The following is a 13,636-nucleotide window of genomic DNA, read 5'->3' as shown; positions in this document are numbered from 1 at the left end:
TGCAGCGGCGAAGACGGCTTGCTGTTCAAGCTGCGTACGCGCAGCTACAGCAAGCCGGTGACCGAGGGCACGACGGCGAAATCCTCGTCTGAAGCCCTGCAGCCGGACCGCCGCGTGTCGGTGGCGCTGGAGCAGCCGGGCAAGGCCGTGGCGATCGGCAAGTGGTCGGTCAGCCTGCCCAACGGCGGGGTGATCTGGGCGACCGAGGATCCCACCCTCGGCCGTCCGGAGATGAACATCAGCAGCACCAGCCTGGTGTCGTTCGACGGCACCAAGGTGCTCAAGCCGGTGCGCTTCTACGCGTACAACAACTACTCCTCGTTCATCCAGCGCGCCGAAGTGTTGATCTACCGCGCCAGCGACACCGACCTGGTCGATCCCTTGGCCAAGGTCGAATTGCCGGTGGGCGCGATCAGCGAAGCGGAATGGGACGGCACCCTGCCGGCCGGTTACGAAGCGCGTGCCGGCGACGAACTGCTGTACCTGGTGCGGGCCTACGGCGCCGACGGCAGCGTCGACGAGACCTATCCGCAACGCATGCAACTGGTGCGGCCGGAGGAAGCCGAACGCGGCCTGCAGACCATGCGCAACGCCATGGAACGCAAGCAGGGCACCTCGCTCGGCATCGAAGAGGCGCAACGCAACAGCCTGACCGAAGCCGTGTTCGGCAGCAGCACCCTGCGCCAGCAGAACATCGGCATCTACGGCTCGCGCATCCGCATCCAGGGCCGCAACATTCCCGAGAATTACTCGGTCACGATCAACGGGCGCAATTTCCCGGTCGATCTGGAACGCAAGCTGGTCGCCGAATACCTCGAGCCGATCGGCCGCCATGAGTACGACCTGCGTCTGAAGGGCGAGGGCGGCGAGATCAACCATAAGCTCGACATCGACGTCAGCGGCCGCTACATGTTCGCCGTCGCGATCGCCGATGTGACCGCGTCCAAGGGCAGCACCTCCGGTTCGATCGAACCGCTGGCCGGCGACGAGCATTTCGACAAGAGCTTCCTGCTCGAAGGCCGCCTGGGCTTCTATCTGAAGGGCAAGATCAAGGGCAAGTACCTGGTCACCGCCCAGGCCGACACGCGCGAGCGCGAAGTCAGCCAGTTGTTCAACGGCTTCTGGAAGGCCGACCCGCAGGACATCTTCCGCCGCCTGGATCCGGACCTGTATTACCCGGTCTACGGCGACGACTCGACCACCTACCGCGACGTCGACACCATGGGCCGGCTGTACGTTCGGGTCGACTGGGACAAGAGCCAGGCGCTGTGGGGCAACTTCGAGACCGGCATCACCGGCACCGAATACGGTCAGTACAGCCGCTCGCTGTACGGCGGTGCGCTCAACTGGCGCAGCCGCCGCAGCACCGTGCTCGGCGAGCCGGGCAGCGAACTGCGGGTGTTCGGTTCCGAGGCGCAGACCGCGCCCGGCCATAACGAGTTCATCGGCACCGGCGGCAGCCTGTACTACCTCAAGCACACCGACGTGCTGCCGGGCTCGGACAAGATCGTGCTGGAAGTCCGCGACGCCACCACCGGCCGGGTCGAGAACCGGGTCGACCTGGTGCGCGGCGCCGACTACGAGATCGACGAGATGCAGGGCCGCATCCTGCTGACGCGTCCGCTGGCGCAGGTGACCCGCGAGAACATCCCGACCCTGACCCGCGACACGCCCCTGGACGGTTTCACCCAGGTGCTGCTGGTCGATTACGAGTTCATCCCGAACGGCTTCGATGCCGACTCGGTCACCGCCGGTTTCCGCGGCAAGCACTGGTTCGGCGATCACGTCGCGCTCGGCGCGACCTATGTCGACGAGAACCGCGCCGGCGACGACTACACCCTGAAGGGCGCGGATCTGACCCTGCAGGCCGGTCGCGGCACTTACCTCAAGCTGGAGCAGAGCCAGACCGAGTCGACCAGTTCGCCGATCTTCTTCTCCGACAACGGCGGCCTGAGCTTCAACGAAATCAATTCCGGCCTCGACAACCGCAAGGGCACGGCGCGCTCGGTCGAAGCGCGCGCCAACTTCAAGGAACTGGGCTGGACCAAGCTGGACTGGTCGGCCGGCGCCTGGTGGCGTCGCGTCGATCCGGGCTTCTCGATCTCGCGTTACGACCTGGGCCAGGAGGTTCAGGAGCACGGGTTCGAGGTGCTGGGCCAGTTCAATCCGGCTTTCAACATCTACGGCCGCTACAGCCGCGCCGAACGCGGCAGCGAATCGCTGACCCAGGCGCAGTTGACCGGCGAATGGCGGATCAGCGACTCCACCACCTGGGCCGCGGAAATCCGTCGCGTCGAAGAAAATCGCGCCACCCTCGACGCCGCCGGCGTGTTGGGCGCCCTGCAGTACAAGCGCCGCTTCGGCAGCAGCTTCGATCTGTACGGCACCGCCCAGGTCACCCTGGACGACGACAACGGCCGTTACGCCGACAACGACGCCTTCACCCTGGGCGGCAAGTACGTGTTCGGCAATCTGTCGAGCGTCGGCGCCGAGCTGACCACCGGCGACCGCGGCGACGCGGCGCAGATCAATGCCGAGTACCGCATCCAGCCCGACCACACGGTCTACGGCAGCTATACCTACTCGACCGATCGCACCGACTTCGATCCGCTGTTCAACAACCGCCTCAACTCGGGTTGGACCCTCGGCCAGCGCTGGCGCCTGTCGAACCAGGTCAGCATGTACAACGAGAGCCAGTTCCTGAAGGCGCCGAACGAATCCGGCCTGGCCCATACCTACGGCATGGATTTCTATCCGAGCCAGGGCTGGAACCTCGGTTTCACCTTGCAGAGCGCCCGCCTGGACAAGGCGATCGGCGAAGTCGATCGTCGTGCGGTCAGCCTCAGCGGCGGCCACACCTCGGCGGCGACGCAGTGGCAGAGCAAGCTGGAATGGCGCGAGGACACCGGTGCGGAGCGTCGCGAGCAGTGGGTCACGACCAACAACCTCACCCACAAGATCAACGAAAGCTTCCGCATCGCCGCTCGCTTCAACTACTCCAAGACCACCGACCAGATCAACGCCGAGGCCGGCGCCAAGTTCATCGAAGGCAACGTCGGTTTCGCCTGGCGGCCGTGGAACAGCACCAAGTACGCGCTGCTCGGCAAGTACACGTATCTGTACGACGTGTCGGCACTGCCGCAGATCGGCGACAACGTGGCGTTCTACGATCAGCGCAGCCAGATCCTGTCGCTGGAAGGCATCTACAACCCGAACCACCACTGGGAGTTCGCCGGCAAGCTGGCGCGTCGCGAAGGCGAAGTGCGTTACGGCCGTCTGGAAGGCCAATGGGCCGATTCGGCGACCACCTTCGCCGCGGTGCAGACCCGTTACGAGTTCGCCGAAACCTGGCATGCCCTGGCTGAGTACCGCTGGCTGGGCGTGAGGGACGGCGGCGATCGCCAGGGCTTCCTGATCGGCGTCGACCGCGACATCGGCCGCAACTTCCGCGTCGGCGTGGGCTACAACTTCACCGAGTTCAGCGACGACCTGACCAACTTCGATTACGACCACAAGGGCTGGTTCTTGAATCTGGTCGGCACGTACTGATCGCGTTAGGCCGTAACGCAAATGCGTTGCGGCCATCGCCGCGACCGCCGAGAGGATGATCGCGCTTGAGCGGCGGATGGTTCTGCGGCCGCTCGGCGCCTGCGTGGGGGGCTTTTGAGCCATTCGCGCCGCCGCCGGTTTTTCGTTGAGGATGAACGACATTAGGTAGACATATTTCCGCTTTCGTTCTGGTCATAGGCGCATCGGCGATCGGCATGAGCGAAACCGGCGCGCAGATCCGGATACAGATCCAGCAAGAAGACTCAGCTCGGCTCCGGCCGGAGTGACCACTAGCGGCAACGATCCAGCGTCGCAGTCCCATCGATCGAATCGCAGCCGCGGCCGAACCTTCGCAGGCGGTCCATGGAGAAGGAAATGAAATCCATCGTCGCCAAGCTCCTCGCGCTGATGACGGCCGTGCTGGGCATGTTGGCTGCCGGTCCGGCGGCGGCGCAGTACGCGACCGGCGGAAGTGGCCAGTATCGAAGCCAGATCCTGTGGTTCGACTGGGGCGTCAGCGGCACCGCCATTCCCCAGGTGGGTACCTCGGTCGTCAATACGATCACCATTTCCGGTACGCCGCTGGTGATTACCTGCACCTTGAGCGGCATCAACGGCAACGGAGCCGATCCCGACCTGCAGATCTATCGGCCTGGCGGCTATTTCGAAGACGGTCTGGACGATCTGTACAACGTCGGCGGCACCGGTGGCTCCAACACGATGGACATCGGTCTGATCAATCGTGTCGACGGCACCCTGACCACGTTCACCTACAGCTGCTCGGCTTTGCTGGGCGGCAGTCCCTATGTACTGGACGGCCTGGTGTTCGCCGATGCGGAGACCACCAGTGTCACCGAAGCGATACGTACGACGTTGCCTGCGGGCGCCACGATGCGCGTGATCGAGCGCAATCGCGCCGCGGGTTGCACGACCGGTTACAACGTCAACGTGACAGGCACGACCTATGCGTTTTCTTCGTTGCCGCCGAATAGTTGTTCGCCGGCCAACCCCGCCCCGATGGGGGTGTACTTCATCGACAACGCCACCACGGCGACCCTTACGCTGCAGGCCGGCGGCCTCCAGGCGGTGGCCTTGGGCGTGATGCTCAACGTGGCCGACTACGGCGATGCGCCGAGCAGTTACGGTACGGCAGGGCACTTGCCGCAATACAACTGGAGCGGCGGCACGCTTCCGGCCGGCAACACCGACATATTCTCCGCGGGCTTCTCGCTTGCAACCCTCGTGCAGCCGACGACCGCCTTGCTCGGAAGCCGCGTCGATGTCGAGAATCCGGCCTGGACCGGGGCCGGGGCGTCGCTCGACGACAGCAACGGCGCCGCCAACGACGAGGATGGCGTCAACGTATCGGCATTGGCTCCGCTGTCGGTCAGTCTGCGGACGCTTTCGTATTCGATGCCGGTGGCCTGCGTCGGCACGGGCTTCATCGCAGGGTGGATCGATTTCGACCGCAATGGCGTATTCGATGCCGACGAACGATCGGCGACGGTCAACTGCAGTGGCGGCAGTGCGACGCTGGCTTGGACGGTGAACCCGGATACCAGCGCCGGTCAGTCCTATCTGCGCGTGCGCACCGCGGCCAGTGCCGCGCTTATTGCCAGCGCCACCGGCATCGCCGGTTCGGGCGAAGCGGAGGACTACGCACTGACGATTCTCGATCAGACGAGCTTCGGCACCTGCGATGCGCGCATGTGGCTCGAACAGTCGCCGGGTGCGCCGACGCCGACCACGCTGTACCAGATCAATACCACCGTCAATCCGCTGGTGTTCAACGCCGTGGGAACCGCCACCTCGGTGTATAACGCGGTGGGCTACAACCCCAGCGACAACTATCAGTACGGTTTGATCACCAATCCTGCCGGCAATACCCTGGTGCGCGTTGGCGCCGACGGCAGCACGGCGATACTGGGAGCGGTGACCGGATTGCCTTCGGCGGTCTATATCAGCGGCGCCTTCGGCACCTCCGGAAACATCCTGTACGTTAAGAACAACGTCGCTGCCGGCACCGTGATGTACGCGGTCAACATCACGACCTTGGTCGCGACGCCGATCACTCTGAGTTCGGCGATCAATATCGCCGACTGGGCCTGGGTGGGCGGCCTGCTGTACAGCGTGACGAACAGCGGTCAGCTGGTGTCGGTCAATCCGACCACCGGTGCCGTCACCAATATCGGCGTGCCGAACGGTTTGCCGGCGGGCTTCTTCGGCGCGATCTATGGCGCGCCCAACGGCTTGTACGGTTCGGGCAATAACCCGCCCAGTGGTTTTTATCAGTTCGACTTGAATACCGGCGCGGCGACCCTGATCAGCGGCGCGCCGGGCTCGAGCTCCAACGACGGTTCCAACTGTCCGACTGCGAACATCACCTTCGGCGCCGACTTGGCGATTACCAAGACCAATACGCCTGGCGTCAACGGCGAGGTCGACCAGGCCAACGACACCTATGCGCCGGGCACGAACGTCGTCTACACGATCGTGGTCAGCAACAGTGGGCCCTTCGGCGCCCAGAATGCGACGGTCGCCGATCCGTTGCCGGCCGGCATCACCACTGCGAGTTGGACCTGCACGGGCACGGCCGGCGGCGTCTGCACGGCCAGTGGCAGCGGCGCGATCAACGACGCGACCGTCGATCTGCCGGTCGGCGGTTCGGTGACTTACCTGCTGACCCTGACGGTGCCGGCGAACTTCACCGGTGCGCTGACGAATACCGCCACGGTCACCGCCGGCGCCGGTACCAGCGAAGCCAACACCGCCAACAATCAGGCCACCGATTCGGACGTGTCGGTGGCGCGGTTGACGATCGCGAAGACCAGCCTTGGCGGGGTCGGCAGTTTCGGCTTCACTGGCAGTAACGGCGTGGTGCCACAGACCTTGACCACGACCGTAGCCGGCACGCCGGTAAGCGGCGCAGTGCAGACGTTGACCGCGCTCGGAACCGTGACGACGGTGACCGAGGCGGCGGTCGCCGGCTTCACCCTGACCGACATCACCTGCACCGGGCTGGCCGCGGGAGGAAACGCGGCGCCGGACCTGGGCAATCGAACGGTGACGCTCGATGCCGCGGCCACCGCGGCCGGAGCGAACATCGTCTGCACCTTCACCAACAGCAGGCAGCCGGTGCTGCGACTGCAAAAAGCCTTGCCGCTCGGGCGCTTCGTCGGCAGCGACCAGTTCGCGTTGACGATCAGCGGTGCAGGCGGGCCGGTCAGCGTGACCACGACCGGCACGACCAATACGCCAGCCGAGATCGCGGTCCTGGACCCGGCCACGCTGGCGAGCGTCTACACCCTGTCCGAAGCGGGCGCAGCCGGCGCCAACCTGGCCAACTACGTCACGACCTATGCCTGCACCAATGCATCGGCCGGCGGACAAACCCCGAGCGGCAGCGGCAGCAGCTTCAGTGTGACGCCGGTGGCCGGCGACGACCTGACCTGCACGCTGAGCAACACGCGTAACCCGCTCGCCGACTTGATCATCACCAAGACTAATACCCCTGGCGTGGGTCCCAGCGACCAAGCCGGCGACACGGTGACGCGAGGCGCGACCACGATCTACACCATCGCGGTGACCAACAACGGGCCGGATACGGTTACGGGCGCCGTGCTGAGCGATCCCGCTGCAGGCCGCAGCGGTCTGACTTGCACCGCGCCGCCGACCTGCAGTGGAGCAGCCTGCCCGGCGGGTCTGACCTTGGCTCAGCTGGAAAGCGGTGTCGCCTTGGGGGCACTCGCCAATGGAGCATCCGTGGTCGTGACGTTGACCTGCACGGTCAACTGAGTCGGCGACTTGCCCGCGCCGCCGGATCGCCGGCGGCGTATCGATAGCGAGCGAACGCATTTCCCTGACTCGCATGCCGGCTCTGCCCGGTTATGGCCGTCGGCGCGTATTGCCGCGCCGGTCGGTATCTGCCGATACGGGTTCGTTGATCCCGCTAATAATCCGCGGCAGCCGATATGGCACCGCCGGTAACACCCCTCTCATTCCCTGAGTGTCGCGGCCTCGGGAATGGGCTGCGGTGTGCATTAAATCCAGCGATCCTGCGAAGAAAACGGATCTGGATCAGGCTCGATTGGCCAGGCTCAAAAGGTAAGTTTTGTCAGAGGCTTCTTTCGAACCCCGGTTCAGTGTCACGCGGCTGACATTTACCGTCAATTACCGCCCCAAAGCGTGGGTCCAGGGGGGCGGGAAGGGGGGCGAGCTTGCACGTAGCTGGCACGAAGAGCGCTTTCTTGGGCGATGTAAACAGTTTCATCGCGAAATTGATGAAACTTTGCCAAATTCGGCCAAAAACGTGACGGTCGGCACAGAATTTGCATCGGTATGCCTAAGAGGCCATCGGCGCGACAGGACGTCCGGCGAGGGCGGACTCATACGGCGAGGCGAAAGTCGGGTGCGTAGTGGATTCCTCTCATGGAGATTCCGGCTCGGCGCTTTTATCTTGATGCGCCAGCGCGTGTCGTATGCGGAGCAGACGATCGAGATATTCGCGAGCGCTGGCTCTATTCGCCGTCCATGCCTTGGCTGGCCTGGTTCGAGATAAAAAGCGAAGTGGGGCGTGCGCGGTCTTATGTTTCAGGTGCAATTAATTTGTGCGGGTTATTGGCGGCGTGGCGGGGTCGAAATGCATGCAGACGATCGGCGCCGAAGATAATTGCGGGTAATAACGGCTAAGGAGTCGTTGCACATATCAAATTTTCATTTCGGTTCGGGTCATATTGAACGCACGCTTCGAGCGTTCGTGTCGTGCACATGGTGTGCACCGGACAGGATTTAGTTTGCGTCGCGATCCGGCGGCGCAATCCCAACAAAGAGGCCAAGGATGGCGATCATGGACGAAAACAAGCGTTGGGCCCGGAAGGATGAAAGTCCGGTTTCAGCAATCTGTCGTAGCCCGCGACAGGAATCGAAGCAGTCCGATTCCAAGGAGGTAATGCACTGCGTCCAGTCTTCCGATCCTGGTTTGTGTCGATGGAATCGCCCTTGTCGGCAATGACCCTTCGGAACCCCCCTAGACATACCCATAAGCAGATCACGCCGTGTGCAATATCCATCCGTTTAGCAACGAACAAATCGACGACCCCGTGGACGAGCTGGAAGCCGAATCCATGCCCCAGAACGACAGCGAGGAATTGAAATTCACCCGGCTCGATGAGAAGCAGTGGGCGGCCATCGAAGCCGTGTTGCCGCGGACGGTCTATACGCGCAACGCCAGCGCCGACGACGCACGACGATTCGTCGAGGCGGCGTTGTGGGTCATGGCGACCGGGCGTTTCTGGACCGAATTGCCCGAGGCGGTCTATGGGCCCTGGCGCAAGAATTACGTCCGCAGCAACCGCTGGATTTACCGCGGCATGTGGCTGACGGTCATCAACGCGCTCGGCCCGGACAGCGAACTGGCGGCGTTGATCTCCGGTTACATGAATTCGCAGCTCGAGCGCCACCGGAAATTCGGTCGTCGCAATAACTTCCTGGACGAGGGCGGCGAGCACGAAACCTGAGGCTTTGCGTTGGGGATGGTCATCGGTCCAGCCGAATCGCGGGCCCTGGCCATGGAAGAAGGCGCCGCTAGCCGCCGGGCTAGGGCTCGGGGCGGCGCCTTCTTCTACCTGCCGCGTGGTGCTCGTTCCTGCCGGAGCTCCCGTTCTCCTCCGGTCGACCCGGGCGCCGCCCGGGCGATAAACCGTTCGATGCCGGCGTTCCTTGCGGCCCGTACGGCACTTCTCTCCGTGCCGCCGGGCCGCCTCCTTGAGGTCTCTCATTAAGGCCGCCAGCCGAGGCCGCCAGCCATACCGGCCGTTGCCGCATAGGCGCTGCAATCGGGCTGCGGGATAATGCCCGTCGCCGCGGCAGTCCCTGCTGCGGACGCGCCGACCGAGGCCGCATCGGCCCCCGGTCCATCCCCCGGCAAGCGCGGCGAGCATCGCCTGCGCCCGATCTTCAAGGCAGACCCATGCTGGAACTAGTAGGTTTCGACGGCGACGACACGCTTTGGCATAGCGAGGGCTACTACCAGGAGGCTGCGGTCGAATTCGACAGGATCCTCAGCGCCTGGGTCGACGTCGACAACGCCTCGGTACGCCAGCGCCTGCTGGCCGTCGAGCGCAGCAACCTCGCCCTGTTCGGCTACGGCGTCAAAGGCATGGTCCTGTCGATGATCGAGGCGGCGATCGACATCACCGAATCGCGCATCTCGGCCGCCGGCATCCACAAGATTGTCCTGCTCGCCAAGGCCATGCTCGACCACCCGGTGGAGCTGCTGCCCGGCATCCGCGAGGCCGTCGAAGCCGTCGCCGCCCGCCACCGCATCGTCCTGATCACCAAGGGCGACCTGTTCCACCAGGAAAAGAAGGTCGCCCGCAGCGGCCTGGCCGATCTGTTCCACAGGATCGAGATCGTCTCGGAGAAGGACGACGCCAGCTATTCGCGAGTGCTGGCGGAGTTCGGCATCGCGCCGAGCGCTTTCGCCATGGTCGGGAATTCGCTGAGGTCGGACATCGAGCCGGTGATCACCCTCGGCGGCTGGGGCATCCACATGCCCTACCACGTGACCTGGGCGCACGAGATGGAGCACGGCATGAGCGGCGAACATCCGCGCCTGCAGACGGTGAGCGGAGCCGGCGCGATCGCCGAAGCGATCGCACGCTTCGATCGTGGAGTCTGAGGTCGCGCAGGTGCCGGCAGAGGTCGCGACTGCGGCGGAGCGGCCGGCGGCGCAAGCCGTCTATGGCTCGTAACGCAAAGATCGTACCCGCCGCCTCGCGGCGGCGCCCTTCAGCAAGCCAACGACCTTTGGCCCCGGCCGCCAGCGCCGGTGTTTCGGGCGGCGAGGGTCGTAGGCGCGAAGCGGCCTGATCGGGCGGATTGGTCCGAGCGAGTGGAATCGATGGAATGCAGTTGCCGATTCGGCGTACGACGCCATCGTCCTGTATTCGCGTGTCGCCTACGCTTCCATGCGGAAGCCTGCAACGTCTAGGCCTGTATTCTTCCGTCGCTGCATAAGCGGGCTTGGAACCGGCCAGCCGCACGCCCGATGCTCCGCGGCGAACTCTCGACGGCTGGGCGAAGTTCGCATGTCAGTCGAGTCGTGCCGGATCTGTTTGGACTCGAAGGGCGACACGCCGCGCATGCCCTCTGCGAGAGTCGCTGTGCATGCGGAGCGCGCAAGCACATGGATCGGCGATGCAGGGGGCGAGCGAGCTAAGAATTTTCCCTATGCCATATCCGATGGAACTGACCTCTAATGCATACGGGCGGAAAGACGCGGTGTTCCAGCTCTATCCAAGCAAGAGCGCAGCCGCTGCGCGATCGTGCGATGGAGGCCCGGTTGCATTGGCGGATGAGCAGTCGATCGCGTCTTTGAAGAGCATTCGCGCGATGGCATTGTGATCAACAGCATGTTGGCTGCGGCCGCGCCAGAGTCGTAGGACAGTGGCCTGCGGAAATATCGAATTTGAACAGGAGATCGTCGTGGGCAAGAATGCCGATGGAAAGAAATACGAGGATGTCATCAACCAGGTCGAAAGGGAGTTCTTGACGCCGCAACATCGGGTTGCGATCGAAGAGGCGTCGCGCAAAGGGAATTTTGCCGTCAGCTTCAGGGCGGCGGGCGCTGCCACGCTGGCCGCGCTCGAAGAGGGGGCCGCGGCCAAAGGGCACGATATTCTTGAGAAAACCATCAAGCAATCGTCGATAGCCAAGGCATATCCGGCGAACGCCGAGGGCATGTTGCAGAAGGTGCGCGACGCCGGTATCGAGGGCTATGTCGGCCATTGGGAAAAGGCCAGCGGAGAACTGACGGGCATCTATCTCAGCAGCGGTCACGGCCTGGGCGACCGGGTCAAGGGGAACATCTACCCCATCGAGATGAACCGGTTGGAGGAGTCGCTGGCCCCGCTCAAAGCAAAGGAAAGCTGGAGGGCGCTGCCGTTCACCGGCGACTACGACATGCACGACATGTTGACGTTTCGCGGAGCCGGCTTGCCGCATACGCCGCTGGTCGGCTCAAAGGAAGAACTGGCGATCAGGCACGCGATCAACAGCGCGGTGGCCGCGGTCGATGCGAATCGCCCGGTCGCCGACATCGAACACAATGTGATCCGCCACGGTCCGCAGGTCAGTTTCTCGAGCTACATGGTCAGCCATGAGGCCGGGGTGGTGAAAAAGGACGGAGGGTTTTTGGGGGCGGTCGCCAAGCCGGGCGAATTCCCGGTGGCGATCGTCGATCGCGGCAAATGGTCGATGATTCAAGATGCGAAGCAGCTTGCCGACTACTATCGAAGCGTCGGGGCGCACATAAAGGAAACCTGGAACCCCGATGGCGTCAGGACTTTCGCCGATTCGGAGAAGCCGGGCATGGTGAAGTACGGCTGGCGCGGCGATACGCCTGCGAAGCCGCCTGTTCCCACCGCATCGCAATCGGTCGATAGTCATCCTTCCGCCATCGTCGATCGCATGCTGGCGGCATCGCAAAGCGGCGATCGCGATGCGTTTCGGCAAATGACCCAGCAAGCCGCAGCGGCAGCGCCGGGACGCGAACTGCGCAGCGAGGCGGTGGTTACGGTCGACAGCCAACAGCAGGCCGTGGAACAGCCCCTGCCGGGCTCGAGCGGACTGCGCATGAAGTGATCGGTGATCCGCGATCCGGCGCCGAGGGGGCGTCGGGTCCGTGGCGGGCCCGAGTCCAAGTCCGAAGAAATGCAGGCGCAGCTCGAGAATGCGTCGGGAAAGCGCTTGAATGCAATAAGACGAACTGACGGCGCTGATCGGCAGGACGGCGGTCTTGATGGAGCAATTCGAACGCCGTTGCGAGGAAGTCGGAGAAGATCAACGCGCGACCTGCCTGCAGTTGAAGGAGCTATCGCAGCAGGTAGTGGGGACGGTCTTCCAGTCCGCCGACGAGTGTCTGCGCGGCCTGTCCGGAGCGGTGATCGGCAAGCTAGAGGGCAGGCTATCGCAGCCGGTGGATACGCACGAGCATTGTCTGCAGCAGGCCGGCGCGCAGCTGCAGGAGGGTTCGCAGGGATTGGCGCGGCAGATTAAGCGTCTTGAATGGCTGCATAGGCGACCGGTCTGCATCGGCATGGCCGGTCCGCGCCGGTCCGTGCAGCGCCTCGGGCCGGTCTGGCAACGAGGTCGGGTCATTCGCGAGAGCTGCGCTTGCGCTTTGTGCGGGTCCTCCAAACGCCGCTTTCCGCTCCCGCCAGACGGAGGCCGCTGCGAAGGCTCGGACTTGCCGCCGAGCGGTCCGATCGGGTTCGATTTGGCGCCTGAACGCCGGCTGCGCAGCGGACGACTCCGCGGCCTTTGCGGGCCGGCCGGGGAGGGCCGGGCGTCCCCCCCGTGGCTGCCGTTGCAACAGCGACTGAGCGACTGGCGGCGACCCCGGAATCATTCCAAGCCGGTTCACGGTGGCGAAGGCACATTCGCATCGTGCCTGCCGAGGAGCAGGCTTTACAGGAGACCGACATGACCGCCTTGTCCCGCTGGCTTGCACCGATCGTCATCGCCGCCGGCATCGGCGCGGTCGCGATTCCTGCCCCGGCCCGAGCCGACGATCTGGCCCGTGTGATCGTCGACATTGCCGACGTGATCGTGCGCAACAACACCCCGTACTACCGCTACGGCAACTACGGTTACAACGACCGGCTGATCGTCGTGCACGACCGCTACGGCCGTCCGACCTACTACCGCAACGCGCCGCGTTACGTCGAGCACCGTTATCGCCCCGCGCCGCCGCGCTACAGCTACGGCCCCCGCTATTACGACCGCGACTGCAACCATCGCGGCAAGTGCAAGACCACGTATTACGATCCGCGTTACGACCATCGTTACGACAACCGCTACTACGACCGTCACGACCGTCACGACCGCGGCCGCTACGGCCGCCACGACAACGGCCGCTGGCGCGACCGCTACGACGACTGACCCGGCGTCGGTTCGCAGCCACACGACGGCGCCTCGGGCGCCGTCGTCGTTTGACCGGCACGGCGGCAGGTCCGGGAGGGTCGTCGCCCGGCAGTGTTAGCCTCCCTCACCGGCACGACTCGCCGTCGTCCATGACCGGTTCCGC

6 protein-coding genes are annotated in these 13,636 nt (G+C 64.3%); all 6 read left to right on the top strand.

Translation table 11 applies throughout. The features are described 5' to 3' along the window. Positions 1–3,549, top strand: a 3,549-nt coding sequence (locus ACTJJK_RS11620) for a hypothetical protein (protein ID WP_440730266.1), incomplete at its 5' end; no start/stop codon positions are given. Positions 3,550–3,924: 375 nt separating this feature from the next. Continuing rightward, a complete protein-coding gene (locus ACTJJK_RS11615) occupies positions 3,925–7,344 on the top strand; it encodes a CshA/CshB family fibrillar adhesin-related protein (protein ID WP_440730265.1) in 3,420 nt (1,139 codons plus the stop codon). Positions 7,345–8,672: 1,328 nt separating this feature from the next. After that, positions 8,673–9,065, top strand: coding sequence for a transposase (locus tag ACTJJK_RS11610; RefSeq protein ID WP_152566274.1), 393 nt, complete (start codon positions 8,673–8,675; stop codon positions 9,063–9,065). A gap of 452 nt (positions 9,066–9,517) precedes the next feature. Next, positions 9,518–10,228 carry an HAD family hydrolase gene (locus ACTJJK_RS11605; protein WP_031372660.1) on the top strand — a complete coding sequence of 237 codons (711 nt, stop codon included), beginning with the start codon at positions 9,518–9,520 and terminating at the stop codon, positions 10,226–10,228. 806 nt (positions 10,229–11,034) lie between these two features. Beyond that, positions 11,035–12,192 carry a hypothetical protein gene (locus ACTJJK_RS11600; protein ID WP_200875849.1) on the top strand — a complete coding sequence of 386 codons (1,158 nt, stop codon included), beginning with the start codon at positions 11,035–11,037 and terminating at the stop codon, positions 12,190–12,192. An 840-nt stretch (positions 12,193–13,032) separates the two neighbouring features. After that, positions 13,033–13,491, top strand: a complete 459-nt coding sequence (locus ACTJJK_RS11595) for a hypothetical protein (protein ID WP_223619627.1) — start codon at positions 13,033–13,035, stop codon at positions 13,489–13,491. Positions 13,492–13,636 lie beyond the last annotated feature (145 nt).

It is taken from the genome of Lysobacter sp. 22409, from assembly GCF_052045105.1.
In the GTDB taxonomy this organism is placed as follows: Bacteria; Pseudomonadota; Gammaproteobacteria; order Xanthomonadales; family Xanthomonadaceae; genus Lysobacter; species Lysobacter antibioticus_B.
The sequence above is the reverse complement of the archived record's forward strand: the minus strand, read 5'-3'. Positions and strand labels throughout refer to the sequence as shown.